We start from the raw sequence: 26,933 nt of genomic DNA on the forward strand, positions 1-26,933 counted from the left end.
CGCGCACCGCGATCGATTCGATCGCCGTGCCGTCCGCGAGCCGTTCGAGCACATGCCCGGCGATCTCGGGCAGCAGCGTGCCGTTGAGGATGTGGTCGACGTTGCGCGCGCCCGAATCCACCTCGGTGCAGCGCGCCAGCACCGCCTCGACCAGCGATTCGTCCCACTCGAAGCGGGCCTTGTGGTTGGCCTCGATGCGGCGGCGGATGCGCTCGAGCTTCAGCTCGATGATCTCGGCCAGCACGTCGTCCGAGATCGGGTAGAACGGCACCACCTTCATGCGGCCCAGGAACGCCGGCTTGAACGCCTTGTAGAGCGCTGGACGCAGCGTTTCGGCGAGCGCATCGGGATCGGGCAGTTCTTCCTCGGGCTTGTTCAGGCAGGCCTGCATGACGAGGTTCGAGCCGACGTTCGAGGTGAGGATGATCAGCGTGTTGCGGAAGTCGATCTCGCGGCCCTCGGCGTCGTCCATCGCGCCCTTGTCGAACACCTGGAAGAACATTTCGAGCACGTCCGGGTGGGCCTTCTCGATCTCGTCGAGCAGCACCACCGAGTACGGATTGCGGCGCACCGCCTCGGTCAGCACGCCGCCCTCGCCGTAACCGACGTAGCCCGGCGGCGAGCCCTTCAGGCCCGACACGCTGTGCGCCTCCTGGTACTCGCTCATGTTGATGGTGACCATCTTGCGCTCGCCGCCGTACAGCACGTCGGCCAGCGCCAGCGCGGTTTCGGTCTTGCCCACGCCCGACGGGCCGACGAACAGGAACACGCCGCGCGGCTTGTTCGGATCCTCCAGCCCCGCCGTGGCGGTGCGCACGCGCTGCGCGACCGCGTCGAGCGCGTGGTCCTGGCCGATCACGCGCGCGCCGAGCAGCGGCTTCAGGTTCATGACCGTCTCGATCTCGTCCTTCACCATGCGGCCGAGCGGAATGCCCGTCCAGGCGGCGACGATCTCGGCCACCACGTGGCCGTCCACCTGCAGGGGCACCATCGGCTCCACGCCCTGCACCGCCTGCAACGCGGCGATCCGTTCGGCCAGTTGCGCGCGCACCGCGTCCTCGTCGATGCGCTCGCCGTCGGCCGAGCCTTCTCGGGCCGCGTCGATCTGCGCGCGCAGCGCGACGATCTCGCCGACGATCGCGCGCTCCTCGGCGTAGCGCCGGTCGGCCGCCGCGAGCGCGGCCAGGTCGGCCTCGCGTGCCTCGCGCAGCACGGCCAGCCGTTCGCCGTGCGACGCGCCGCCGGCCACCTCGCGCTCGAGCGAGGCGATTTCGGCGTCGGTGCGTTCGAGGCGCTTTTTCGTGTCGTCGATCAGGGCCGGGGTGGCGCTCTGCGCCAGCGCCACCTTCGCGCAGGCGGTGTCGAGCACGCTGATCGCCTTGTCCGGCAGTTGGCGGCCGCTGATGTAGCGATGCGAGAGCCGCACCGCCTCGGTGATCGCATCGTCGAGCACGCGCACGTTGAAGTGGCGCTCCATGAGCCCGGCCATGCCGCGCAGCATCGCGGCCGCGAGCGGCTCGGTCGGCTCCTCGATCTTGACCACCTGGAAGCGCCGCGCCAGCGCCGCATCCTTCTCGAAGTACTTCTTGTACTCGCTCCAGGTGGTGGCCGCGATGGTGCGCAGCTCGCCGCGCGCGAGCGCCGGCTTGAGCAGGTTGGCCGCATCGTTCTGGCCGGCCTGGCCGCCCGCGCCGATGATGGTGTGCGCCTCGTCGATGAACAGGATGATCGGATGCGCGCTCTTCTTGACCTCGTCGATCACGCTCTTCAGGCGGTTCTCGAACTCGCCCTTCACGCTCGCGCCGGCCTGCAGCAGCCCCATGTCGAGCACGTGCAGCGCGACGCCCGCCAGCGGCGGCGGCACGTCGGCGGCGGCGATGCGCAGCGCCAGCCCCTCGACCACCGCGGTCTTCCCGACGCCGGCCTCGCCGGTCATGATCGGATTGTTCTGGCGGCGGCGCATCAGGATGTCGATGGCCTGGCGGATCTCGGCGTCGCGGCCGATCACCGGGTCGATCCGGCCTTCGCGCGCGCGCTGCGTGAGGTTGGTGGTGTAGGTGTCGAGCGCGGGCGTCTTCGACGGGCCGCCCGCGCCCGCTGCCGCGCCGCCGGCCGCGGCCGCTTCCACGTCGGCCGCTCCCGCCTCGCCCGCCGCGCCCGCTTCGCGCGGCTCGGCCTCGTTCGAGCCGGCCGTGACCTCGTCGAACTTGTGCTTGAGATCGGTCACGCGCACCCGCGCGAACTGCGGCGACATGCGCTGCGCGAATTGCGCCAGGTCGGGCGCGCTCAACAGCGCGAGCAGCAGGTGGCCCGAACGAATCCGGCCGATCTGCGCGTCGAGCGAGGCGATCAGCCAGGCCTGCTCGAACAGCTCGCTCAGGTGGATCGAGAACACCGGCGTGCGCGTGTTGCCGTTCTTCAGGCCGTCGAGTTCGCGTTCGAGATCGCTGCGCAGCGCGTGCGGATCGATGCCGCTCGTGCGCAGCACGATCGGCGTGTCGCCGGTGCTCTCCTCCAGCAGCGCGACGAACAGGTGCTCCAGATCGACCTCGTAGTGGCCGCGCGCGAAGCACAGGCTCGCGGCGCGCTCGGCGGCCTTGCGGCAGGTGGGGTTCAGTTTCGCAATCAGGGTCTTCAGTGGCGTGCTCATGAAGTCGGTCGCTCTCGGGTTCTTTCGGTATCGTTCGGATGGTCGGTATGGCTGGCGCCGGGCCGGCCGGCGCTCAATGAATCACATGCAGTTCGTAACGCGCGTCGGCGCGATCCTGCGTGGCGTCCTGGGTGCAGAGGAAGGCGTCCCAGCCGAGCCGCCCGCCCATGCCGAGCATGGTCGGGCCGACCTCCTCCTGCTTGAGCACCAGCGACACCTCGTACTCCAGCGTCACGCCGGCCAGCAGCGTCAGCATTCGCTCCAGCGCGATCGCACGATCGCCGCCGGGCAGGAACGCCTCGTAGTCGCGCTTGCTCAGGGGGCCGACCACCAGCCGCGCGCGCATGTCGCGCTGCCACACGCGCTCGCCCACCAGCGCCGTGGCGCCCAGCGTGGCGTTGACCTCGCCGAGCACGCTCAACTGGTCGCGCGGCACGTCGTACCACTTGCCGATGAACTGATCGACGCGGATCGACACCCGGAAGTAATCGGACAGCGTGCGTTGCAGGTACGCCGCCGACACCGGCCGATGCCGCGCCGCCAGCGCATAGCCGGCGATCGCCTCGTCGATCACCGCGCCGCTGCCGTCCTGCATCGCGCGCCGCGCTTCCGGGTTCGACACGCCGGCCAGCGACAGCAGCAGCGGCAGGTAGCGCTCGTCGCGATCGAGTTCGTAATGCAGCGGCAGCCGGTATTTCTTCCACGCCGAATAGAACAGCGCGGTGGCGCGGTTCGAGAACACGTCGAAGAACGCGCGCGCCGCATGGTCGCGCTTCAGTTGCTCGCGCGAGATGATCTGCTCGGTGTAATGGTGCGGCAGCGCGCCCTGCCCGCCCAGCAGCCCGAAGAACGCCGGCACGATCTCGACGCGGTCGATCGCCTCGTCGCGCACGGCCGCGCGGCGCTGCGCCTCGTCCACCTTGTCGCCGGCCGCATCGAACGATTGCGCGTGCTCGATCTCGCTCGGCGGAAACCCGAGCGACAGCGAATTGCGGAACGCCACGCGCCGCTCGACCAGCTCGCCGGGCCGCAGCGCGTCGGGCTTCTCCGGGTCGCGCTTGGCGAACCAGGTTTCGAGCAAGCGCACCGCCTGGAAGAATTCGAAGCGATACGGCTCGTCGAGGAACTGGTCGACTACGCCAGGATCGATTCGCCGCTTCGCGGTTTGCATCGGATGATCTCCTCGCCGGTGCGCTTGGACACGACGATCAGTTGAACAAAGCTGTTGAGGTGGACATACAGCCCGAAGAACGCGTCCAGCATGCGCGCGAACGCGGCCAGGCTGGTGCCGACGAAATGCTCCTCGTCGATCGTCAGGCGGATCTCGATGCCGCGCACGAAGGTCGCGAACGGCTTGCCGGGCAGCCATTGCACCGCGCCGCGCTGCTCGATCGCCACCAGCCCGTCGATATGGCGCGTCGACACCGCCGAGCGGCGCAGGTCGTACAGTGTCAGCAGCTCCTTGAGCGGCGCGAGGCCGTCGTTGGCGAGCGAGACGTGGTTCAGCGCCAGGTGCGAGATCAGCCGCCAGTGCGCCGCGCGCCCGCGCGCGAAGCGCACGCTCGGCGACGGCCGGCGCAGCATCGTGATGTCGCCGAAATCGGCGCCGCCGTCGGCGAACAGGTCGCCGCCCGCCAGCCCCGTGGCGAGCCCCGCCGGCAGGTCGCGGTTGGTGCAGGTCAGGCGCAGGCTCAGGGTGTCGGTCTGCGGCGCGGCCGGCTCGAAATCGATGTCGACGATCGAGATTTCCGTCTCGTAGCCGGGGCTGTGCTGCGCCACCCACTCGTTGCGGCGCGCGAACCAGTAATGGCCCACGTGGCCGGCCTCGCCGTGATGCAGCGAATAGAACGGCCGGAACTCGACCACCGATTCCTCGTGCGCCGTCTGCCGCACCAGATGCACCGAATCGATCGAGTACACCTCGTAGGCGAACGCGCGGCGCGACTCGGCAATCACCGGGTACGACACGCTCTGGTGATCGATGCGGATCGGCTCGCCGTTCTGCTTGAACAGGTTGACCACCGGCGTGCAGAACAGCCGCAGGTGCGTCGCACTCAACATGTCGAGCAGCCGCGCGACGTGCGAATCGCTGCGCACGTCGGCCAGCACGATATGCAGCGTCAGGCGGTGGCACGGGCCGGCGCGGCGCGTCATCGCGGCCAGGTCGAAATCGACGAAATCGAATTTGTCCGGGAATGCGAAATATTCGGTCAGCAGCCGGTAGGCCGGATGCGAGCGCGACGGGTAGTCGATCAGCGCGTCCTGCTCGTCGAAGCCGGCCTGCGTGACGGGCGACACGCGCAGCGGGGTCCAGCGGCCGTTGCGCTCGGGCTCCACGTAGGTGGCGAGCGTGTTGACGAACAGGCAATCGGCCAGCGCCGCGACGAACGATTGCTCGCCGTGCAGGTGCGCGCGCAGCGACGGCAGCTTCAGGCCCGCCAGATCGAACTGCGGCGCCAGCGATTCGAACGTGATCGAGATCACGCCGGTGGCGTTGCCGGGCAGCACGGTGGCGGCCGGCGCGGCGGCGATAGACGCGTAGCGTGCCTCCGAAATGCGGATCGGCGCAATCGTCACGTCGTAGGCGGTGCGGAACTGGCACTGCACGCCGCGGATCGCCCGGCTTTTCAGCTCGGTGCCGCGCGCCACGCGATGCGGCGCGGTTTGCTGCGAGACGTTGGCGGAAGGCGTGAACTGCGCGATCGAGCAGGACGGGAACGGCCGCAGGTAGTGCGGATAGAGCACGTCGACGAGCGCCTCGGTGAATTCCGGGTAATCGTCGTCGAGCTTCTTGTTGATGCGCGCGCCGAGCAGCGCGAACGATTCGATCATCCGTTCGACGTGCGGATCGTCGCAATGCTCGCCGGTCATGGCCAGGCGCGCGGCGATCTTCGGATAACGCCGCGCGAATTCATGCGAGTACCGCCGTAAAAACGATAATTCGCGCTCGTAGTACGGCAGCAACTCTTCCATCGAGGGTCCCCGAAACTCAGAGCCCGCTCAGGTCGTGAGCGGGCCGTAACGCCCTGCGGGCAGGGCGGATGGTCGCCGCGTCGTCTGGCGCGCGGCGATCCGGATTCATGTCAAGGCTTGGCGGCGCGTCCGCGCGACACCGAGTATTGCAAGGTGGACGGCTGCAGCATCGCGTCGAAATTGACGGGCTCCTGCGCCGGATGCACGACGAGCAACGCGCGAATCGAGAAATTCAGCGAATTGGTCGATTGCTCGTTCAGTTCGAACGACACCGCGACCTGTTGCAGCCGCGGCTCGTGACGATCGATCGCCTGCTGGATCGACTTGCAGATGAACGCGCGATCGTAGTGGCTCGCCAGGCTCAGGCCCGCGAAATCGTTGAGGCCGTAGGTCAGCACCGATTGCTGGCACTCCGGCAGCGCCGCGAGATCGTCGTCGGTCAGCGCGATGCGCGTGTTCAGGATCGATTCGACGTCGCGTGCGACGGTGTTCTTCAGCTCGTCCAACGACAGTTGCCGCATCGCGGGCGAGGCCGGCTGATGCGGTTCGTCGTCGAACAGCTTGTCGAGAAAACTCGGTTCGAAGCGTTTCATGGAACGGCAGGCAACGGGTGATGCACCACGCAGGACGGGGCACCGCGTGCCCCGTCCCGAATCACGAGCTTAGACCGCGTAGGTCTTGTCGTTCTTCGTCAGGCTCCAGGCGCCCTGCGTGTTGCCGCCCTGGTTGCCGCCGATGTTCTGCTTGGTCTGCTTCCACTGCACGGCAGCGTACTTCAGCGAGAACTGTTCGACCGGCAGGCCTTCGGTCTGCACGCTCGGCGTGACGCTCGAGATGATCACGTACTTCAGCTTGATCTCGAGGTATTTGACGCGCTTGCCTTCGCCGTCCGAACGCATGAAGTCGATCGAGACTTCGTCGAACGTCGTGCCGCCCGACGCGTGCTGATACAGCAGCGGGCTGGCCATGTCGAGTTCCTTCGTGAACACCATGTCGCTGTGTTCGCAGCGCTCGGCGGTGTGGCCGCCCGAGGTCGACGAGGTGGCCGAACGCGGTTGCGTGACCGACCAGTCCCACGACTTCAGTTCGATCCAGTTCGCGTGGTCCTTGTCCTGCGACTCACCCTTGATCGACGGATTGCCGAAATTCAGATAGATGTCCAACATGACGCATTACTCCCCAAAGAGGTGGTTTTCAATTCCTACCCGAGCGGCCCGCTCAGGCGACGTTGACTCAATCGCTTATCAATTTGCCGATTTGGGCAGATCCGCCACCAGGCGCAGGGAGATCGAGAGTTCGTCGAGCTGGAAGTGCGGACGCAGGAACGCGACCGAACGATACGAGCCCGGCTTGCCCGGAATCTCCGACACCTGGACGGATGCTTCGCGCAGCGGGAACTGCGCTTTCTGTTCCTGAGACGCGTTATCGTCCAGCAGCACGTACTGGGAGATCCAGCGATTCAGGAAAGACTCCACGTTTTGCGCCGACGCGAAGCTGCCGATCTTGTCCCGCATCATCGCCTTGAGGTAGTGCGCAATGCGCGATACCGAGAAGATGTACTGGAGCTGAGCGGACAGCACGGCATTCGCGTTGGCGCTGTCGGTGTTGTATTTCTTCGGTTTTTGCACCGACTGGGCCGCAAAGAACGCCGCGTAATCGGAGTTCTTGCAGTGGACCAGCGGGATGAAGCCGAGGTCGCTCAGCTCCTTCTCGCGGCGGTCGGTAATGGCGATTTCGGTCGGGCACTTCAACGCGATCTCGCCGTCGTCCGTCTTGAACGTATGGGTGGGCAGGTCTTCCACCAGGCCGCCGCCTTCCACGCCACGAATGGCCGCGCACCAGCCGAAGTCGTCGAACGCGGCCGTCAGGCGCGCCGCGAACGCCCACGCGGCGTTGCACCAGAGATACTTCGAGTGATCGGTGCCGTCCACGTCTTCCACGAAGTTGAAGGTCTCGGCGGTCTGGCCGTCCTTCGGATGGAACGGCAGGCGGCCCAGGAAGCGCGGCAGCGTGAGGCCGACGTAGCGCGAATCTTCCGAATCGCGGAACGACTTCCACTTCGCGTATTCCACCGTGTCGAACACCTTGCCGAGATCGCGCGGCTTGCCCAGGTCGGCGAACGATTCGAGGCCGATCAGCTCCGGCGCGGCCGAGGCGATGAACGGCGCGTGCGCGGCAGCCGCGACATGCGACATCTGTTCGATGAAGTACATGTCTTCCGGCTGGCGCGACACTTCGTAGTCGCCGATCAGCGCGCCGAACGGCGCACCGCCGAACGTGCCGAATTCTTCTTCGTAGACCTTCTTGAACAGCGCGCTCTGGTCGAACTCCGTGGCGGCCTTGAAGTCGCGCACCAGTTCGCGCTTGGGCGCGTGCAGCGCCTTGATCTTGATGGTCGAGCCGGTATTGCTTTCCGACACCAGGTAGTCGAGGCCGCGCCAGGTGCCTTCGAGCTTCTGGAATTCCGGCGCATGCATGACCGCGCTCATCTGCGCGGAAATCAGCCGGTCGAGCTCCGCGACGCGCGCGTCGATGGTGGCCGACAGGTTGTCCGACACGATCACCGTGCCGTCGAGCACCTGATGGACGAGCTCGCCGATCAGGTCCTTCGCGCGTGCGTGCTCCGATTGCGATTTCGCCACCTTGCTCTTCTCGACGATGTCGTCGAGCAGCGAGGTTTCCGCGCCTTCGAGCGCGCCGGCCGGTTGGGCCGCTGCCGTTTGCTGATTCATCTCGTACCCCGTAGCTTATTCGCCGCCGTCCTGACCGCCATCGCCCGACTGCTTCGCGAGCGCCTGCAATTGCTGCGTGTTGCTCAGGACTTCACTGAGCAGATCCTCGAGCTTGTCGTTGCCCGCCATCTTGTTGCGCAGGTCGGCCAGCTTCGAGCGCGCCTCGATCAGGCGGCGCAGCGGTTCGATCTGATTGACGACCTGATCCGGCGTGAAATCGTCGAGCGAGCGGAACTTCAGATCGACGCCGAACTTGCCGCCTGCTTCGCTGAGCTTGTTCTCGACCTGAAACGCCGCGCGCGGCTCGATCGCCTTCATGACGTCGTCGAAGTTGTCGCGGTCGATATTGACGAACTTGCGGTCGCGCAGCTTCGGCATCTCGACTTCGGACTGGCCGGCCAGATCGCCGACCACCCCCACCACGAACGGCAGTTCCTTCTGTTCGATCGCGTCGCCGCGCTCGACTTCATAGGTCAGCTGCACACGGGGCGGCCGTACCTTTTGCAGGCGCTTCTGAATACTTTCTTTTTTGGCCATGACGGCTCCCGATAGCGTGGGTGGTGGGTGCGCGCTTAACGCAGCGCGCCGAACGGATCCGCGCCGCTCTTGGCCGGGGCCGCCGGAGCCGGCGCCGACGGTGCGGCTGCGGCGGGCTTGGCCGCTTCCGGCGAGGAGGCGGCCGGCCCTGCGACGCGCTTGCGGTAGATCTTGCGGCGCTTGACGGCCGGCTTCTGGGCTTGCTGCTCGGGCGCGAACAGCGCGTCCTCGCCGAGCGAATCGCGCAGTTGCTTGGCCAGCACCAGCGCATCGGCATGCGCGTCGCCGGCCAGCGAGGCGTCCTGACGCAGCTCGGCCAGCGATTCGGTGGCGATGCGCAGGCCGGACACGGCCAGCACGCTCTTCGACTGGCGATCGGTGTTGTCGCGTTGCAGGGCTTCCTGCGCCGCCACGATCGCCTGGCCGTAATGGCCCTGCTGGAACTGGATCTGGGCGATCCGGGCCCACGGCTCTTCACGCGTCGGGTCGGCCTTCGCCAATTGCTGATACAGGCCGATTGCCTTGTCCTGATCCCCGGCCTTCGCGACGGTATCCGCATCGTCGAGCTGCTTGTTGAATGCTTCGGGCGTGGGCGGTGCCGGCGGCTGCGTTGCGCAACCGGCGATCACGGCACATGCCATTACTACTGCGGAAAATTTTGCGAACAGTCGGTCTTTCATCGTTTTATCACCGGCGCGGAGTTTTTAAATCGTTGAGTTTCAGTGTTTTGCTTTGCAGCGAGTGCGCGGGTATAGTACCGATCAATTTTTCATAATTCAATCTCCCGTGCATCGAGATTCGATTTAAACAACCGAAACCACCCGCCGGGCGCGGCTTTACACAATCCGGGCGACTTGGGGGATAGCAATATAATTGGCAACATTTACTTGAATAACCGTAAATGCGACGAAATTGAAGAAAAAATTTCCGATCGAATCAGGCGACCTCGCAGAAGTACCAGTAACCGGGCCTTGCAAGCCGCCTTTGCCCGATAAAACCCGCGCCACGCCAGGCATTTCTGACAGGAAACGACTGACCGTCGTCCTCGATTCACGATGATTTCGTCTTTGTCCCGATTCGCGCTGCCGCTGATGGCCTGCGCCCTTCTCGCAGGCTGCGCGGCGGCCGTCCCGCTGCTCGGCTCGGCCGGCAGCGCCGCGCTGCAGATGGTCGGCATCGGCAAGCCCGAGGTGCCCGACGCGCAGAAGCCGCCGCGCAATTTAGGCATTACCCTCTATGCCGCGCCCAACCTGAACGCCGCCACCGACAACAAGCCGCTGGCGCTGGTGGTGCGGCTCTACACGCTGAAGGACCCGACCTCGTTCCAGCAGGCACCGTTCGACGCCTTCACCGATCCGGCCAAGGAAAAAGCGGCGCTCGGCGCCGACCTGTTGAGCGTGCGCGAAGTGACGCTGATTCCGGGCCAGCGCTACGCCGCAACGGAAAAAGTTTCTCGTGAAGCGCAGGCCTTCGGCATCGTCGCGTTATTTCGCAGCCCCGCGATACAGCGCTGGAAACTGGTGTTCGATCCGGCCAAATCGGAGAAATCCGGCATAATCATCGGCCTGCACAACTGCGCGATGACCGTTACCGACGGCATCGTGATCGCATCGCAACAGGGCCTGCCGGCACAGCAACTGAATATGCTGTCGTCGGTCAGTTGCGGCAATTAACGATTCGATGACGTTTCCAAGTCAATTAACAAAGTTTGACGACGATATGAATCGGGGTGCGATTATGCAAAAGCGGCATCCCAATCACCTACAAGGTTTGTCATGAGTTATTCGGCCAAGGTGCTATGGGGTGAAGGCCTGTTTTTGCGGCCTCAGCACTTTCAGCGGCAGGACGCCTATCACGAGGCCCGCCTGTTCGAGTCGATCCAGGCGATCCAGCCATATAACTGGGGCCTGCGTTCGTTGAAACTCGATCGCGACGCGATCAGCAGCAACGTGCTGCGCCTGTCCGAGCTGTCGCTGATCTTCCCCGACGGCGCGCTTTTTTCCGCGCCGCAGGCCGACGACCTGCCGCGCCCCGTCGCGCTCGACACGCTGCCCGAAGGCATCAACGAATTCACGTTCTACCTGGCGCTGCATCCGCTGCGCGAAGCCGGCTCGAACTACGTGGAAGATGCCGATGCCGGCTTTTCCAGCCGCTTCACGAGCGAGAACGGCCCGATCGCCGACCAGTTCACCGATGCGGCCGAGGCCGACATCGCGTTCCTGAAAACCCACGTCAAGCTGATCGCGCACAGCGAGCCGCGCGACCAGTTGCTCGCGATCCCGCTGGTACGCGTGCGGCGCACCGCCACCTCGGGCTTCGAGTTCGACGATTCGTTCGTGCCGCCGTGCCTCGCGATCGAGGCCTCGGGCGTGCTGATGCAGCGGCTGCGTCAACTGATCGACGCGCTGCAGGCCAAGGTCAACGCGCTGTACGGGTTCCACCGCGAGCCGACCAAGAACATCATCGAGTTCCGCTCGGGCGACATCGCCTCGTTCTGGCTGCTGCACACGGCCAATGCCGCGTTCGCCTCGCTCGCGCACCTGTATCAGCACTCGGCGCTGCATCCCGAGCGGCTGTTCCAGGAGCTGCTGCGCCTGGCCGGCCAGTTGATGACGTTCTCGAAGGGCTATGCGCTCGCCGATCTGCCGGCCTATCGTCACGACGATCCCGGCCCGCCGTTCGCGCGCCTCGACACGATGCTGCGCGAGTTGCTCGAAACCGTGATCTCCACGCGCTACTTCGCGATCACGCTGGAAGAAGTGCGGCCGTCGTTCCATATCGGCCGCCTCGATTCCGGCAAGATCGACGACAAGACCGAGTTCTATCTGGCGGTGTCGGCCGACATGCCGTCGGTCGAGCTGGTCGATGCGGTGCCGGCGCGCTTCAAGGTCGGCGCGCCCGACGACGTCGACAAGCTGGTGCTGTCCGCGATGCCGGGCGTGCGCCTGTCGTACACGCCGCAGGTGCCGCCGGCGATTCCGGTGCGCCCGGGCGCCTGCTATTTCGCGCTCGACGGCCGCAGCCCGCTGCATGAACGGATGCTGCAATCGCAATCCGCGATGATCTACGCGCCCTCGGGCATCAACGACCTCAAATTCGAACTGATCGCCGTCACCTCATGAGCTACGCGCCTTCCCTGTTCGGCGGCAACACGCCGCCCCCCGCGCCGCATTCGGCTGCCTCGACCGACGCCAGCTTCCAGGCGCGCTCGCTGCTCGACCTGCTGTACGACGGCTTCTTCATGATGTTCCTGCTGAAGAACGGCCGCGAGCCGGGCGAGGCGAACGAATTCCGCACGCGCATCCAGGAATTCCTGGCCGATTTCGAGCGCGGCGCGAAGAAGCTGAACGCCGGCGCGGACGACGTGTACGCCGCCAAGTTCGCGTTCTGCGCGGCGATCGACGAGGCCGTGCTGTCCTCGCAGTTCAAGGTGCGTGCCGAATGGGAGCGCCGCCCGCTGCAGCTCGTGCTGTTCGGCGAGCAACTGGCCGGCGAGAAGTTCTTCCAGTATCTGGAGGAATGCCGGGCGCGCGGCGCGGCGCGCCTGCAATCGCTCGAGGTGTTCCACATGTGCCTGTTGCTCGGCTTCCAGGGCAAGTATCTGCTGGAAGGGCCGGAGAAGCTCGCCTACCTGACCGCGCGGATCGGCGACGAAATCGCGCAGATCAAGGGCAAGCGCGCGCCGTTCGCGCCGCACTGGCCGCTGCCGGACCAGATCGCGCACCGCCTCAAGCGCGAAGTGCCGCTGTGGTCGATCGGCGCGGTGTTCGCGCTGGTGGGGCTGCTGGCCTTCATCGGCCTGAACGCCTACCTGCGCGATCACACGCTGAAGGCGCTCGCGCCGTATTCGCAGATCATCAAGGTCGGCCCCGAATCGGCCAACCTGACGATCTCGCTGCCGTAACGCCCGGCGCTCGAACGGACTGACGGCGGTGCCGTCAGTCCTGCCCCACCAGCTTCAGCGCGGGTGCGGGCGTGGACGTGGCCACCGGCAGGCTGCCGCCATGCATGCACACCCGGTTGCGGCCCGTGACCTTCGCGTCGTACAGCGCCTGATCGGCGCGCCCGGCCAGTTGCTCGAGCGTCTCGCCGGGCTGCCGGCCCGCCACCCCGCCGCTGGTGCGGTACGAACACAAGCCGGTGGCAGTCGCCACCTCGTGACGGCTCACTTCGTCGCGCAGCCGTTCGGCGATCCGGTACGCATCGGCCATCGTCGTGTTCGGCAGCAGGATCGCGAACTCCTCCCCGCCGAGCCGCCCGAGCGCATCGCCGCCGCGCAGCCGGTTGCGCATCAGCTCGGTGAATTCGCGCAGCACGCAATCGCCGCCCGCGTGGCCGTAGGTATCGTTGATCGCCTTGAAGTGATCGAGATCCACCAGCAGCAGAGACAGCGGCGTGCCGTTGCGCTCGGCCTCTTCCACGCGCGCGCGCGCCACGAACTCGAAGCGCTGCCGCGACATCGCTCCCGTCAGGAAATCGTGATCGATCACGTGCCGCGCCTCGCGTTGCAGCGAATCGTGCACCAGCAGGATCGCGCACATCGTCATCACCGGCATGATCGCCGCGCCGATGCAGAGCAGGATCACGTTGACCGTGGTGCCCAGCATCGTCACGCTCGACGGGCCGGGCAGCATCATGAAATGGATGCCGCGCACGAGCTGGCTCAGTGCGAACGCGATCGCCAGCGTGGCCGTGGCGAAATACGGGTAGCGCGACTGGCCGGCGCGGCGGCGCAGGATCACGATCGCGGCGATCGCGATGCAAACCCCGGCGGTAAACAGCGTGGAGATCACCACGCGCATCGGAATGCTGTCGACCGCGTAGCGCCAGTAGGTCAGCGCCGGCAGCGTGAGCGCCACCGGCACGGCCAGCCAGAGCCAGCGCACCGGCAGCCGCAGGAAGCGCGCGAAGCCGGCATACAGCATCACGCCCGACAGCACCCACATGCCGTTGGCCACCACCACCGACATCAGGTCGGGCACCATCCCGTGCGCCAGCACCAGCGCGAGCGCCGCCGACAACAGCAGGTTCGCGCCGAACCACTCGCGCACGCCGTCCGCCTGGGTGCGAATCAGCGAGCCGAGCAGAACGAGCATCAGAAGCCCGAACATCGCGGTAGTGGCCAGAGCAACGGTGATGGCGGACATGACAGGGGCGTGGATTCCGCGCGTCGATGAGGCTCGCGACGCGCATGCGTTTCAACAGGCGTAGTTCGGAATTTATCAGTTCCGGGAAAAGCAAAATGTGAAATAGGATGGCAGACGCATTGACGGCGACAGCCATCAAGGAATATTGCCTTCACATCGATCTGGAACGGAATTCGAATCGGCGCGCGGAGTGCGCATGCGATGGATATGTAAACGTTTAACCCACGGGCGTTTCAATCACGCCCCGACATTCCATCGCATGAGATGCGGCGCATTCTCCTGAAAAATCGCGGCGGGGGCAATACGTCAATACGCCGATATCGAATTGGCCGCCGCGCAATCGCGCCGTGAACGCTTATTCCTGAAGCGGCGAGGCCGGTTCGGCGTCGCGAAAATCGGGGCGCGCGGCCTGAATGTCACGCGTGTTCTTCTGCACCGCGATCGCGCCGAACAGCGACAGCAGGAACGCCATGCCGTAGAAGCCCTTTTCGCTCAGCGCCAGCGTGGCGTTGAACAGGCCGACCGCCAGCAACAGCACGGCCAGCAGCGTGGAGAACCAGCACAGGCCGTAGTAGATGCCCGTCACGGGCAGCCCTTCGACGCGGTCGCGCACGCTTTTCTGCAGCGACACCGCGGCGAACAGGCCGAACATCAGCACCGTGAAGTAGTAGCCCTTTTCGTTGAGCTGCATGCCTGCGTTCCAGAGCCCGAGCAGGTACGCGACGATGCCGGCCAGCAAGGCGGCCCACGATGCGGCGATGAATGCGAAGGACGGTTGCTGCGGAGCGGTTTGATTCATCGTTCGAGGTTCCTGAGTTGTTATTGAAACGCGACGGCGCAGAGCCCGGCACCTCGCGGCGGCCGGCCGGTGCGGGCGGGAAGCCGGTGCGGCAAACCAGGCGCCAATAATAATCAAAATACGGGAAAAGGCAATCGATTGAATGCCGATAATCGCGCTCGAATCATTCGATTTACGGCGTCAATTCCACAAAACCGGATTAATCCCATTTTCCAAACCCGCCAAAATAAATTCGGCATGACGAGCACACCTCAGGCGGGCACTGCGTTTCACTCGATCTTTCGGCGGGAAAATCAAAATGAATGGGGGCGCCGTCATCGCGAAATTCGGCAATCTCGTGCGGGCCGGAGCAGCGGACCGAAAAATCGGGCCGCCTCTGCCCCGACGGAATCAACCGCGCAATCGCGCCGCATGCGCGGCGGGCAGCACCACGTTCATCAGGTGATCGGCACGCGACATCAGATCGGTCGCGCGCTCGTCGAGCCCGCTCAACTGCATCGGCTGCATGCGCAACTGCTGGAGCGCCTGCGCGAAGATGCTGCGGCGGTCGTGCAGCGTGCGCTCCAGCCCGGCGTCGTCGGGGATGCGCACCACGTCGGTCACCGCACTCAGCGCCGCCAGCACCACCACCAGGCCCTCGTCGGCGTGTCGCAGCTTTTCGGCCAGCATCGCCGTGCGGCGCGGGAAGAAGCCGAGCGACTGCTTCAGCGCGCCGAGCGCCGCGCGGTAATCGACCGGGGGGGTCGTGGCCGGCCGAAACCAGCGCTCGAGCATGCCGTCCTTGCGCGTGACCTGGGCGAGCAGGCCCGCCATCAGGTCGGCCGCGTTCAGTTCGCCGAACTCGCGCGTGGTGTCGGCGATCGCCTCGACCAGATCGCCCGATGCCACCAGCGCGGTGTCGCCGATCGTCGCCACCGTGGCGAGGCGCGGCGGCAGCAGTTGACGGATGTGGCGCTCGACGCGCGCGCCGTGCTCGGGATAGAGATTCGGATAAGCCGCTCGCGCCGCGTCGAAACAGGCCTGCAACTGCGGATGCTCGGCGCCGCCGAACAGGCTCTTGCCGACCGTTTCGGCGGCCGGCGAGCGCGATTCGGCGCGCGGTGACGGCGATGGGCCGAGATCGAGCGCCGCCGGCGCGGGCCGGTCGGTGCGTGCGGGGGTGGTCGGTTGTGGAGCTTGGGCTGCTTGAGCCGCTGGTGCCGGTCGGCCCGCTTGAGCCGCTTGAGCCGCTTGAGCCGCTTGAGCCGCTTGAGCCGCTTGAGCCGCTTGAGCCGCTGGTGCCGCTGGTGCCGGTCTGGCCGCTTGATCTGATTGCGCCGGCCAGGCCGCTTGAGTCGCTTGCGCCGGCCGGGCTGCTTGATCCGCTTGCGCTGCTTGAGTCGCCGGTGCCGATTGCACCGCTGGTGCCGCTTGCGTCGCTCGCGGCAATTCGATCGGCCGCACGCGGTTTTCGGGCGCGTGCGACGCCGGGCCAGCCGCAGCCGGCGCCGCATCGAACAGCGGCCGGCCGGGCTTGCGCGCCGGTTCGGTATCGAAATCGAGCCGTTTCGGCTCGTCGGGTGGGAGGGTCATCGGTACGCCCTGCCCGGCTGGCGGCATCGCCGCGCGCCGGGCTGCCGCCAGTCAGACCGAGCCGCCGTAAGCCTTGACGAAATCGCCGAGGCCCCGGTTGTAGCCCGCGCCGACCGCCTTGAACATGAACTGGCCGTCGCGGCGGTAGAAGCTGCCGACCTGCACCGAGGTTTCCATCGAGAAATCCTCTTCCAGCGCGTACTTGGCGATCACCGCGCCCGTCACTTCGTCGGATATCTGGATGTAGCTGTTGCGCACCTGGCCGAAGTTCTGGCGGCGCGCTTCCGCCTGGTCGATCGTCACCACGATCGAAATTTCCTCGATGTCCTGGGCCAGCCTGGTGACGTCGATGAAGATCACTTCGTCGTCGCCGCTGCCGCTGCCCGTGCGGTTGTCGCCGCTATGCACCACGCCCAGGCACTTCGAGGCCGGCATGCCGCGCTTCGGGAAATCGTCGCCGGGCTGGATGAAGGTTTCCTTGCGGTCCGTCGTGCGCACTTCGGCGTTGTAGAACACGAAATGCTGATCGGAGATCAGGCGCGGGCTGTTCTGCTCGTCGTACTTGCAGAGGAACACCGACACGTCGAGATCGAAATCGGCGCCGGTATCCGTCGCGTTCGCATCCCAACCCAGGCCGACGTGGAATTTCTGCGTGCCCGGTGCTTCCTTCGACAGGTTGACCCGGCCGCCTTTCGACAAATTGATCATCTGAACCTCGTTTGCTGGAACCCGCCGCAACACCGGCGGTAATGCGGCGCCGCGCAGCGCGCGGGCCAAGGAATGGCTTGTGTCAGTCCGCGCTGCCCGTGCGCGCCTCGCGGCGCTGCACGATGATCGACGACCACACCGCCGCGCCGATCATGGCCGCGCCCACCAAGCCCGTCACGACTTCCGGCACCTCGTACTTCACGCCGACGAACATGATCGCCGCCAGTGCGCCGATCGCCCAGAACGCGCCGTGTTCGAGGAAGCGGTATTGCGCGAGCGTGCCCTTCTTGAGCAGCACGAGCGTCATTTCCCGGATGTAGGCCGCGCCCACGCCGAGGCCGAGCGCGATCAGGAAGATGTTGTTGGACAGCGCGAACGCGCCGATCACGCCGTCGAAGCTGAACGACGAATCGAGCACTTCGAGATAGAAGAAGCCGGCCATGCCTTCGCGCACCACGCGCGTGCCGGTATTCTCGCCGCCCACCAGGTCGCCGATGCCGTGCGCGATCACGAAGCCGATCACGCCGAACGCGCCCGCCAGCAGGAAGCTCACCTGCTCGGCGGCCGGCACGTAGAACGACGCGATGATCACGATCGCCAGCGTGAGCGCGACCTCGATCGCCGTGATGCGGCCCAGGTGGCGCATCGGGCCTTCGAGGAAGCCGATCCAGTGCTCGTCCTTGCCGGCATCGAGCATGAACTTGAAGAACACCATCAGCAGGAACGCGCCGCCGAACGCCGACACCTCGTGGTGCGCCGAGACCAGCACCGCCGCATAGCGGTCGGGCGATTCGATCGCCAGCTTCAACGCGTCGATCAGGCCGATATGGCCGATCACCGCCACGATCAGCAGCGGGAACACCAGCCGCATGCCGAACACGGCCACCGGCAGGCCGAACAGCATGAAGCGCTGACGCCACTTCTCGGACCAGCCCTTGAGCACCGAGGCGTTGACCACCGCGTTATCGAGCGAGAGCGAAATCTCGAGCACGCACAGGACGGCGACGATCAGCATGTCCTTGAAGCCGCCGAGCAGGTACGCCGCGATCAGCGCCAGTACCGTCAGCGACAGCGGGATCTTGAAATCTTTCAGCATGATGGAAGGTAGGGGTCCGAAGGAGAAGTGGCCGGCGGGATGCGCTTACTTCGCACGCACCCACTCGCAAAATTCCGGCGTGATCAGGTGCTCGTAGATCTGCTCGTCGGGCACGTCGAGCGATTCGAGGTGAAGGAAGCCCACGTTCGGCATTTCGTCGGCGATCTCTGCCAGGAAGCCGAATTCGTCCGGATCGCCCACGCCGATCAGCGACCAGTAGAGCGGGAAATGCTGCGAATCGGCCAGCAGGCGGCGCACGCGGTCGCGATCCTGCGACGGGTTCTGGCCGTCGGTGATGAACAGCACCCAGGCCGGCAGGTGCGCGCCTTCGGGCGATGCGGCCGGCGCGGCTGGTGTGGCATCGCCACCGCCGAACAGCCGGCTCAGGAAACCGCCGCGTTTCGGCTCGCTCCTCGGTTGCGGAGTGCGGAAGAAGAAATCGACGATGTCGCCCATCACCGGCGCGTAGCGCGTGCCGCCCCACTTCTTGATCGGGCCGTTCAGCACGTGCTCGCCGATGTACGAGCCGTAGTTGTCCGGCGTGGCGGTCGGCAGGCGGTCGAAGCCTTCGGTGAAGGTCCAGGTGTCCACTTCGCCGTTGTCGTCGAACTTCAGCGCGATGCCGAGAATACGATCGTGCGTTTCCTGGATGATGCCCGATTCGTACAGCGGCGCCGCGGAGCCCGACATATCGAGCGCCGCGCCCACGCGCACCACGGGCGGCGTCAGGAGACGACGTTTTTCCAGAACGATCGCGACCTTGGCCGCGCGTTTTTCCAACGTGATCATGCGATGGGCCTCAGTTGTGCTTCGGTGCGAAACGGGTGATCAGATCCTGTTCGAGCTGGCGCAGGCGCGGCGCATCCTGTTCGCGCTGGCGCTTGCCCTCGGCGATGATCTTGGTGACGTCGTCGAACGCGCCGAACAGTTGCTGCTGCGCGTATTCGAACGTGTCGGTGGAAATCACCGGGCGCTGCGACAGCTTCGCGACTTCCTGCGCGTTCTGGCGGTTGAGGTCCGCCTGCGCGCGGATCGCCTCGTCGGCGGCATCGTAGGTGGCGTTCGCCAGCTCGGCTGCGCGCTTGGTGCTCAGTTGTTCGAGGTAGAGCGCGAAGGCGTTGGTCCAGGCCGGGATCAGCACCGTCTTGATGGTGGCGAACTTGGAGGTGAGCGAGCGCTTCTGGTCCTGCTCCATGCGGATCTGCGGCGCGAGCTGCTTCGACATCAGCATCGCGCGATCGAGATCGTCGAGCTTCACTTCGAGCGCGTCGACCTTGCGCTTCACGTCGAGCAGGCGCTGCGCGCCGAACGCGTCCTCGGCCTGTTGCTGGCCGGCCGCGAGGTGCGCGCGCAGCGCTTCGAGCGCCGCCGCGCCGTGCGCCCTGGCCTGCGCGAGCTCCTGGTGCAGCGCGTAGTTGTCGTTGTACATGTGCTCGAGGCCGTCGATGCCGGCCTTCTGCTGCTGCGCGTGGCGTTCGAGCTCGGACGTCAGCGTATCCATGCGCTTGCTGACCGATTCATATTGCGCGAACAGCTTTTCCTTCGTCGAACGAAACAGATGCGAGACCTTCGACAGCAGGCCGCCTTTATCCATGCTGCGCGGGTCGAGGCCCTTGGCGGTGGAGATCAGTTCGTTGAGCTTGTCGCCGAATTGGTCGGCGTCGGAGGCGCGCACGCTGGCGAGGATCTGCTGCGAGAACCCGGCGATGCGCGTGCCTTGCGAGGCGCCGAGCTGATCGATTTCCTCGATCGACATCAAGCGGTCGAGATCGACGAGCGGCGTGGCCGGCTGCGCGGGCGCGATGGCCCGGGCCGGCGCGGGTGTGATCGCAGTGGCTGGAGACGGCGACGGGGAAAGGCTCGGGCTGACCGTGGTGGACGGCTTGTCTTCGAACAGCGGCTTCATTTTCTGGTTCCCCGTTTCCCGTGTCGTGCTTCATGGCTGCCCGAATTCGGCAGCATGCCTCGTGCGAATAATCGAATTCCGCGACGCCCGCTCGCGCTCTCTCGCGGCGGTGGAATGCGGACGATAAAGGCCTGAAAGGCTGCCGTCAAGGCTAGGCTTTCGGTTTTCCAATCGATTTGGAGGCGGATTGTCGGGGAGAAGGGTGAAGGGGGCGTGACGGTGGGTGGGGTGGGGCGCGGCGGCTGGTCGGGAGGCGCGCGATTGCGGATGCTTGTCTCGATAATGAGGCGGGATTCGATACCGGTGGTGCTCGCTATTCCGTCATTCGTTATTCGCCATTGAAAATGCCGAATAAAAAAAGCGGCCTCCATTGCTGGAGGCCGCTTTTTACTTCTGAACTGGTGCCGGCTGCAGGACTCGAACCCGCCACCTGATGATTACAAATCAACTGCTCTACCAGATGAGCTAAGCCGGCGTAGCCGCAGATTCTACCTCATTTCACGATCTTGAGGCGGGGTCGATTGCTCTTTCCCGCAGCCCCGCCTTCATCGTCCGGTGACGACGCAGGCACGTCCGCGCCTTCCGACGGCTCGTCCGAATCGCGCACCACTTCGGCGATGGCCGGCGCGGTGGCAGCCGGCACCGCTTCGTCGGCGTCGTCCTCCACGGTCGTCTCGCCCGGCTCGTCGGCCGTCAAGTCCACCTGGAACGCCATGCCCTGCCCGTTCTCGCGCGCATAGATCGCCAGCACGTTGGCAACCGGCACCTCAAGCTTGTGCGCCTTGCCCGAGAATCGCGCGGTGAATTCGATCCATTCGTTGCCCATCTGCAGCGCGGTGGTCGCCTCGAAGCTGATGTTCAACACGATCTCGCCGTCGCGCACATACTGCCGCGGCACGCGCGTGGAATTGTCGACGCGCACCGCGATGTGCGGCGTGTAACCGTTGTCCGTGCACCATTCGTACAGCGCGCGCAGCAGATACGGCTTCGTGGAAGTCTCTTGCATCACAGTCCTCGTACAAGGCATGCGCGCGGCGGCACTGCCGGGCGCATGCCGATGGCCGCTGGCCGTCAGCCGTTATTAACGACGCATCACCTTTTCCGACGGCGTCAGCGCTTCGATATAGGCCGGGCGGCTGAAAATACGCTCGGCGTACTTCATCAGCGGCGCGGCGTTCTTCGACAGCTCGATGCCGTAGTGATCCAGGCGCCACAGCAGCGGCGCGATCGCGACGTCGAGCATCGAGAATTCCTCGCCCAGCATGTACTTGTTCTTGACGAAGATCGGCGCGAGTTGCGTCAGGCGATCGCGGATCGCGAGGCGTGCCTTCTCGTGGTTCTTCTCGGCGGCCTTGCCCTTCTCGTTTTCGAGCGTGCTGACGTGAACGAACAGCTCCTTCTCGAAATTCAGCAGGAACAGGCGCGCACGCGCCCGCTGCACCGGGTCGGCCGGCATCAGTTGCGGATGCGGGAAGCGCTCGTCGATGTACTCGTTGATGATGTTCGACTCGTACAGGATCAGGTCGCGTTCGACCAGAATCGGCACCTGACCGTACGGATTCATCACGGCGATATCTTCGGGCTTGTTGAACAAGTCCACATCGCGAATCTCGAAGTCCATGCCCTTTTCAAACAGCACCAGCCGGCAGCGCTGGGAGAAAGGACACGTCGTGCCCGAATACAGAACCATCATGATTAACGTTTCCTAATAAAAGCCGAGGGCCGGCACGCAGACAAACCTGCCAGCAGGTTTGCCCTTGCACCGGCCCCACGCCGGTCTTGGCGTGTTTACTTGATATCTTTCCAATACGCGGCGTTAAGCCGCCACGCGAAAAAGGTCAGGATGCCCAGGAACAGCAGCACCCAGACGCCGATGCGTTTGCGCGTTTGCTGTTCGGGTTCGGCCATCCATCCCAGGTACGCGACGAGGTCGGCCACGGCAGCATCATAATCCACCGGCGAGAGCGTTCCTTGCGTGACCTGCGTATAACCGACGAGCTTGCGAACCTTCTCGCCACTCTCCATGTCGGTCGTTTCCTCGTATTTCGGCGTGCGCTGACCCTGCAACTGCCAGAGCACGTGAGGCATGCTGACGTTCTCGAACACCGCATTGTTCCAGCCGGTCGGCCGCGTGTCGTCGCGGTAAAAGCTGCGCAAGTACGTATAGAGCCAGTCGCGGCCCCGAGCCCGCGCCTCGACCGAGAGATCGGGCGGGGTTACGCCAAACCAGCGTTTGGCGTCGTCGGGGCGCATCGCGACGCCCATCGTATTGCCGACCTTGTCCGTCGTGAACAGGAGATTCGCCTCGATCTCCTTCTGGGAAATGCCCAGATCCGTCAGACGGTTGTAGCGCATCAGGTTCGCGCTATGGCAATTCAGGCAGTAGTTTACAAACAATTGCGCGCCATGTTGCAGGGCAACGAGATTTTCCGCGTTATCGGGCGCCCGGTCGAGCGGAATATTGGCCTCGTCGGCCCGCGCCGCCGCGCCGCCCAGCACCAGCCACGCGGCGCCGATCAGCAGCAAGGCCTTCCACATCATCCTGATCATGGTGTTCTCCTCGCTCGCATTAATGGGGCCGGAAAGTGATGCGCTCGGGTGGACGTTTGAACGTGCCGAGCGGGGTCCAGAGCGGCATGCCGAGGAAGAATGCGAAGTAGATCAGCGCGCAGCCCTGCGCGATCAGCGTGCGCGCCGGCGACGGCGGCTGCGTGCCGAGGAACGCGAGCGTCAGGAACGCCAGCACGAAGATGCCGAGGAATACCTTGTGGAACGTCGGCCGGTAGCGGATCGACTTGACCGGGCTGCGGTCGAGCCAGGGCAGGAAGAACAGCGACACCACCGCCGCGCCCATCACCACCACGCCCCAGAACTTCGATTCGGTCAGCCCCATGAACACCACCACGGCGGCGGCCAGCACCGGCAGCCCGAGCCGCCATTTGCCGCGCGCGCGCCACAGCGCGGTTACGCCTAGCAGCGCGATCACCACCATCAGCACGATCTTGAACGGGTCCGTGGTGGCGCGCAGCATCGCGTAGAACGCCGTGAAGTACCACACCGGGGCGATCTCGGGCGGCGTCTGCAGCGGGTTGGCCGGCACGAAGTTGTTGGCTTCGAGAAAGTAGCCGCCCATCTCCGGCGCGAAGAACACGATCAGCGCGAAGATCATCAGGAACACGCACACGCCGAAGAAATCGTGCACCGAGTAATAGGGATGGAACGGGATGCCGTCGAGCGGGATGCCGCGTTCGTCCTTGTGCTCCTTGATCTCGACGCCGTCGGGGTTGTTCGAGCCGACCTCGTGCAGCGCCACCAGGTGCGCAACCACCAGCCCGACCAGCACCAGGGGGATCGCGATCACGTGGAACGCGAAGAAGCGGTTCAGCGTGACGTCGGACACCACGTAATCGCCGCGAATCCACAGCGACAGATCGGGGCCGATGAACGGGATCGCCGAGAACAGGTTGACGATCACCTGCGCGCCCCAGAACGACATTTGCCCCCACGGCAGCAGGTAGCCGAAGAACGCCTCGGCCATCAGACACAGGAAGATCGCGCAGCCGAAGATCCACACCAGCTCGCGCGGCTTGCGGTACGAGCCGTACAGCAGCCCGCGGAACATATGCAGATACACCACCACGAAGAACATCGACGCGCCGGTCGAATGCAGGTAGCGGATCAGCCAGCCCCACGGCACCTCGCGCATGATGTACTCGACCGAGGCGAACGCGAGCGTCGCATCGGGCTTGTAGTTCATCGTCAGGAAGATGCCGGTGACGATCTGGTTGACGAGCACCAGCAACGCGAGCGAGCCGAAGAAATACCAGAAGTTGAAGTTCTTCGGCGCGTAGTACTCGGTCACATGCTTGCGCAGCGTCGAGGTGAACGGGAAGCGCGCGTCGATCCAGCCGATGAACCCTGTCGTGGAGACATTTTTATTGTCGGTCGCCATCACGCTTCTCCTTTCTCGTCCTTGCCGATCAAGACCGTGTTGGCCGAGGTGAACATGTAAGGCGGAATATCGAGGTTCTGCGGCGCGGGCTTGTTCTTGAAGACGCGCCCGGCAAGATCGTAGGTCGAGCCGTGACAGGGGCAGAGGAAACCGCCCGGCCAGTCGTCAGGCAGGTTCGGTTGCGGGCCGGGGTTGAAGCGCGAGGTGGGCGTGCAGCCGAGGTGGGTGCACACGGCCATCACGACGAGGATGTTCTTGCGGTCGGCGCGCGAGCGGTATTCGTTCTCGCAGTACTCGGGCATCGGCATCGAGTACGTGGCCCGGCTTTGCGGATCGGCCAGCTCCGGGTCGGCCTTCTTGACATCGGCCAGCATCGCCTCGGTGCGGTTCAGGATCCAGACCGGCTTGCCGCGCCACGCCACGGTGACGAGATCGCCCGGTTTGAGGCCGGAGATGTCGACCTCGACCGGCGCACCGGCGGCCTTGGCCTTGGTGGATGGCGCCAGCGAAGCCGCGAATGGAATGACCGTGGCGACACCCCCAACCCCGCTCGCCACGGAGGTCGCAATCAGCCAGGTACGGCGGCCGCTGTCGACGCGTTTCTCTTCTTTATCTCGCATCTCACGCCCCACTTCTGAGTTGGATTCACCGTCATGACTTCGCATATCGCCGATAGTGTGCGCGTTCGGGCTCGGCATTTTCAAGGCCTGAAACCCGATATTGCGCAGAAGTCATTGATCGGCAAGGGTTTTCACCCATCGCCGAACGGTGTTTTTCAATCAGTTATTAAGCGGATGCTTCATAAAAAGAAACGGTGCGCCGCCGCAATTTGGCGGCCTCAGACCGGGTTCGGCACGTCGATGAACGTGTGTTCGAGGCCGAAGTGTTCCGCCAGATGGCGGCCGAGCGCCTGGATGCCGTAGCGCTCGGTGGCATGATGCCCCGCCGCAACGAAGGCCACGCCGCTTTCGGCGGCCGCGTGCGTGACGAATTCGGAGGCTTCGCCGGTCAGGAACACGTCGGCGCCGGCGTCGATGGCCGCATCGAAATAGCTCTGCGCGCCGCCGGTGCACCAGGCCACCCGGCGCAGCCGCTGATCCATGTCGCCGAGCACGAGCGGCGCGCGGCCGAGCGTCTGCTCGACCTTGGCCGCGAAGTGTTCGAGCGAAACGTCCATCGGCAGCGTGGCCAGCCAGCCCAGGTCGTGATCGCCGAAGCGCGTATCGGCGATCAGGCCGAGGCGCTCGCCGAGCTGCGCGTTGTTGCCGAGTTCGGGATGCGCGTCGAGCGGCAGATGAAACGCGAACAGGTTCAGGTCGTTGGCGAGCAGCAGCTTCAACCGCTGGTACTTGCGGCCGGTGATCTGCGGCGCTTCGTTGCGCCAGAAATAGCCGTGGTGCACGAGCACGGCATCGGCGCCCCATTCGAGCGCCCGTTCGAGCAGGGCCACCGAGGCGGTCACGCCGGTGGCGATCCGTTCGATGCGGCGGCGCCCCTCGACCTGCAGGCCGTTCGGGCAGTAGTCCTTGAACCGCGTAATGTCCAGGGTATTGTTCAAGTACAATTCGAGTTCGATCCGGTCCATATATTTCCCCTAATCTCTTCAAATGCTTAGACGCTTCTGGCTGTTCTTCGCTCAGGCTGTGACGGTTCTGCTCGCGCTGATGTTCATCGTCGCGACCCTCAAGCCTCAGTGGTTGCAGCGCCAGGGGCAACTCGGCAAGCAGCTCGCCGCGCCGATCGTGGCCCTGCGCGAAGTCGCGCCCGGCGTGGGCGGCGCGCCCGCGCAAGCCTCGTACGCCGATGCGGCGCAAAAGGCGATGCCGGCCGTGGTCAACGTGTTTTCGAGCAAGGATGGTTCGCTGCCGCCCGACCCGCGCGCGAAAGACCCGCTGTTCCGGTATTTCTTCGGCGATCGCAACCCGCGCCACCAACGGGAAGAACCGGCATCGAACCTGGGCTCCGGCGTTATCGTGAGCCCGGAAGGTTACATTCTAACTAACCAGCACGTCGTCGAAGGCGCCGATCAGATCGAAGTGGCGCTGGCCGACGGCCGCACCTCGACGGCCAAGGTCATCGGCAACGATCCCGAAACCGATCTCGCCGTCCTCAAGATCAACCTGACCAACCTGCCGACCATCACGCTCGGCCGCTCGGACAAGGCGCGCGTCGGCGACGTGGTGCTCGCGATCGGCAACCCGTTCGGGGTAGGCCAGACCGTCACGATGGGGATCATCAGCGCGCTGGGGCGCAATCACCTCGGCATCAACACGTTCGAGAACTTCATTCAGACCGACGCCCCGATCAACCCGGGCAATTCGGGCGGCGCGCTGGTGGACGTGAGCGGCAACCTGCTCGGCATCAACACCGCCATCTACTCGCGCTCGGGCGGCTCGCTCGGCATCGGCTTCGCGATTCCGGTCTCCACGGCGCGCACGGTGCTCGAAAGCATCATCACCAGCGGCGCGGTCACGCGCGGCTGGATCGGCGTCGAGCCGCAGGATCTCACGCCCGAGATCGCCGATTCGTTCGGCCTCGCGCAAAAGTCGGGCGCGATCGTGGCCGGCGTGCTGCAGGGCGGCCCGGCCGACAAGGCCGGCATCAAGCCCGGCGACATCCTGACCACCGTCAACGACGAGCCGATCACCGACACCACCAAGCTGCTCAACACGGTCGCGCAGATCAAGCCGGGCACGCCGACCAAGGTGAGCGTGGTGCGCAAGACGCGCAGCTTCGATCTGACGGTGGTGATCGGCAAGCGTCCACCACCGCCGAAACAGGCCTCGGACGATCAGAACAACGAGGAACAGGAATAAAAAAAGGCAGCCCCGCGAGGCTGCCTTTTTTACGTACTCGGCCGG

General features: G+C 65.1%; 25 protein-coding genes and 1 tRNA gene. 4 read left to right on the forward strand and 22 right to left on the reverse strand.

The annotated features are described in order from the left end of the window. From tssH to ACYP33_RS26725, 8 genes are all read right to left on the reverse strand, one after another. A partial coding sequence (gene tssH / locus ACYP33_RS26690; protein WP_459624549.1) for a type VI secretion system ATPase TssH occupies positions 1 to 2,650 on the reverse strand: 2,650 nt, incomplete at its 3' end. 73 nt (positions 2,651 to 2,723) lie between these two features. Further along, positions 2,724 to 3,821, reverse strand: coding sequence for a type VI secretion system baseplate subunit TssG (gene tssG, locus ACYP33_RS26695; protein ID WP_414450461.1), 1,098 nt, complete (start codon positions 3,819 to 3,821; stop codon positions 2,724 to 2,726). After that, the gene (gene tssF / locus ACYP33_RS26700; protein ID WP_414450462.1) at positions 3,785 to 5,623 is read right to left on the reverse strand and encodes a type VI secretion system baseplate subunit TssF; all 1,839 of its coding nucleotides are present in this window, start codon (positions 5,621 to 5,623) and stop codon (positions 3,785 to 3,787) included. Before tssF ends, tssG begins: the two co-directional genes overlap by 37 nt. 110 nt (positions 5,624 to 5,733) lie before the next feature. Beyond that, a complete protein-coding gene (tssE, locus tag ACYP33_RS26705) occupies positions 5,734 to 6,216 on the reverse strand; it encodes a type VI secretion system baseplate subunit TssE (protein ID WP_414443768.1) in 483 nt (160 codons plus the stop codon). Positions 6,217 to 6,285: 69 nt separating this feature from the next. Beyond that, positions 6,286 to 6,789, reverse strand: coding sequence for an Hcp family type VI secretion system effector (locus ACYP33_RS26710; protein WP_206126209.1), 504 nt, complete (start codon positions 6,787 to 6,789; stop codon positions 6,286 to 6,288). 78 nt (positions 6,790 to 6,867) lie between these two features. Beyond that, positions 6,868 to 8,355 (reverse strand): type VI secretion system contractile sheath large subunit, encoded by a 1,488-nt coding sequence (gene tssC, locus ACYP33_RS26715; RefSeq protein ID WP_459624550.1) that lies wholly within the window; start codon positions 8,353 to 8,355, stop codon positions 6,868 to 6,870. Between the two features lie 15 nt (positions 8,356 to 8,370). Next, positions 8,371 to 8,892 carry a type VI secretion system contractile sheath small subunit gene (gene tssB, locus ACYP33_RS26720; RefSeq protein ID WP_414450463.1) on the reverse strand — a complete coding sequence of 174 codons (522 nt, stop codon included), beginning with the start codon at positions 8,890 to 8,892 and terminating at the stop codon, positions 8,371 to 8,373. A 35-nt stretch (positions 8,893 to 8,927) separates the two neighbouring features. Then, complete coding sequence (locus tag ACYP33_RS26725; protein ID WP_459624551.1) at positions 8,928 to 9,572, reverse strand: tetratricopeptide repeat protein; 645 nt, start codon at positions 9,570 to 9,572, stop codon at positions 8,928 to 8,930. Between the two features lie 375 nt (positions 9,573 to 9,947). On the opposite strand from ACYP33_RS26725, the gene tssJ reads away from it, so the two are divergent. The 3 genes from tssJ to icmH all read left to right on the forward strand — a co-directional run bounded on the left by tssJ (position 9,948) and on the right by icmH (position 12,796). Then, positions 9,948 to 10,565 carry a type VI secretion system lipoprotein TssJ gene (tssJ, locus tag ACYP33_RS26730; protein WP_414450464.1) on the forward strand — a complete coding sequence of 206 codons (618 nt, stop codon included), beginning with the start codon at positions 9,948 to 9,950 and terminating at the stop codon, positions 10,563 to 10,565. 102 nt (positions 10,566 to 10,667) lie between these two features. Next, entirely contained in the window at positions 10,668 to 12,014 is a 1,347-nt protein-coding gene (gene tssK / locus ACYP33_RS26735) for a type VI secretion system baseplate subunit TssK (RefSeq protein ID WP_414443763.1), read from the forward strand. Next, positions 12,011 to 12,796, forward strand: a complete 786-nt coding sequence (gene icmH, locus ACYP33_RS26740; protein WP_414450465.1) for a type IVB secretion system protein IcmH/DotU — start codon at positions 12,011 to 12,013, stop codon at positions 12,794 to 12,796. The genes tssK and icmH overlap by 4 nt, the downstream gene beginning before the upstream one ends. A 34-nt stretch (positions 12,797 to 12,830) precedes the next feature. Here icmH and ACYP33_RS26745 read toward each other — a convergent pair whose 3' ends face one another. The 14 genes from ACYP33_RS26745 to ACYP33_RS26810 form a co-directional block, all read right to left on the reverse strand. Continuing rightward, the gene (locus ACYP33_RS26745) at positions 12,831 to 14,039 is read right to left on the reverse strand and encodes a GGDEF domain-containing protein (RefSeq protein WP_459624552.1); all 1,209 of its coding nucleotides are present in this window, start codon (positions 14,037 to 14,039) and stop codon (positions 12,831 to 12,833) included. A 355-nt stretch (positions 14,040 to 14,394) separates the two neighbouring features. Further along, a complete protein-coding gene (gene yiaA, locus ACYP33_RS26750; protein WP_414443760.1) occupies positions 14,395 to 14,838 on the reverse strand; it encodes an inner membrane protein YiaA in 444 nt (147 codons plus the stop codon). A gap of 390 nt (positions 14,839 to 15,228) precedes the next feature. After that, entirely contained in the window at positions 15,229 to 15,864 is a 636-nt protein-coding gene (locus ACYP33_RS26755) for a hypothetical protein (protein WP_459624553.1), read from the reverse strand. Positions 15,865 to 16,461: 597 nt separating this feature from the next. Then, entirely contained in the window at positions 16,462 to 17,118 is a 657-nt protein-coding gene (locus ACYP33_RS26760; protein WP_459624554.1) for a TerD family protein, read from the reverse strand. An 82-nt stretch (positions 17,119 to 17,200) separates the two neighbouring features. After that, positions 17,201 to 18,214, reverse strand: a complete 1,014-nt coding sequence (locus ACYP33_RS26765) for a DUF475 domain-containing protein (RefSeq protein ID WP_414450469.1) — start codon at positions 18,212 to 18,214, stop codon at positions 17,201 to 17,203. Positions 18,215 to 18,259: 45 nt separating this feature from the next. Further along, positions 18,260 to 19,003, reverse strand: coding sequence for a VWA domain-containing protein (locus ACYP33_RS26770; protein WP_459624555.1), 744 nt, complete (start codon positions 19,001 to 19,003; stop codon positions 18,260 to 18,262). Between the two features lie 10 nt (positions 19,004 to 19,013). After that, positions 19,014 to 20,120, reverse strand: coding sequence for a toxic anion resistance protein (locus tag ACYP33_RS26775; RefSeq protein ID WP_459624556.1), 1,107 nt, complete (start codon positions 20,118 to 20,120; stop codon positions 19,014 to 19,016). A gap of 399 nt (positions 20,121 to 20,519) precedes the next feature. Beyond that, positions 20,520 to 20,595, reverse strand: a tRNA-Thr gene (locus ACYP33_RS26780). Between the two features lie 18 nt (positions 20,596 to 20,613). Beyond that, positions 20,614 to 21,126, reverse strand: coding sequence for a ClpXP protease specificity-enhancing factor (locus ACYP33_RS26785; RefSeq protein ID WP_459624557.1), 513 nt, complete (start codon positions 21,124 to 21,126; stop codon positions 20,614 to 20,616). A 75-nt stretch (positions 21,127 to 21,201) separates the two neighbouring features. Then, positions 21,202 to 21,813, reverse strand: coding sequence for a glutathione S-transferase N-terminal domain-containing protein (locus ACYP33_RS26790; RefSeq protein ID WP_012734444.1), 612 nt, complete (start codon positions 21,811 to 21,813; stop codon positions 21,202 to 21,204). Between the two features lie 95 nt (positions 21,814 to 21,908). Next, positions 21,909 to 22,658 (reverse strand): cytochrome c1, encoded by a 750-nt coding sequence (locus ACYP33_RS26795; protein ID WP_414445687.1) that lies wholly within the window; start codon positions 22,656 to 22,658, stop codon positions 21,909 to 21,911. Between the two features lie 31 nt (positions 22,659 to 22,689). After that, entirely contained in the window at positions 22,690 to 24,072 is a 1,383-nt protein-coding gene (locus ACYP33_RS26800; protein ID WP_414443753.1) for a cytochrome b, read from the reverse strand. Then, on the reverse strand, positions 24,072 to 24,692 hold the full coding sequence (gene petA, locus ACYP33_RS26805) for a ubiquinol-cytochrome c reductase iron-sulfur subunit (RefSeq protein WP_459624567.1): 621 nt from the start codon (positions 24,690 to 24,692) through the stop codon (positions 24,072 to 24,074). The genes ACYP33_RS26800 and petA overlap by 1 nt, the downstream gene beginning before the upstream one ends. Before the next feature lie 218 nt (positions 24,693 to 24,910). Further along, positions 24,911 to 25,657: a Nif3-like dinuclear metal center hexameric protein gene (locus ACYP33_RS26810; RefSeq protein WP_414450474.1), complete on the reverse strand. Its 747-nt coding sequence runs from the start codon at positions 25,655 to 25,657 to the stop codon at positions 24,911 to 24,913. Positions 25,658 to 25,679: 22 nt separating this feature from the next. Here ACYP33_RS26810 and ACYP33_RS26815 point away from each other — a divergent pair, with 22 nt between their 5' ends. Continuing rightward, on the forward strand, positions 25,680 to 26,888 hold the full coding sequence (locus tag ACYP33_RS26815) for a Do family serine endopeptidase (RefSeq protein WP_459624558.1): 1,209 nt from the start codon (positions 25,680 to 25,682) through the stop codon (positions 26,886 to 26,888). The last annotated feature ends 45 nt before the right edge of the window (positions 26,889 to 26,933 follow it).

The organism is Burkholderia sp. 3C (assembly GCF_054589155.1).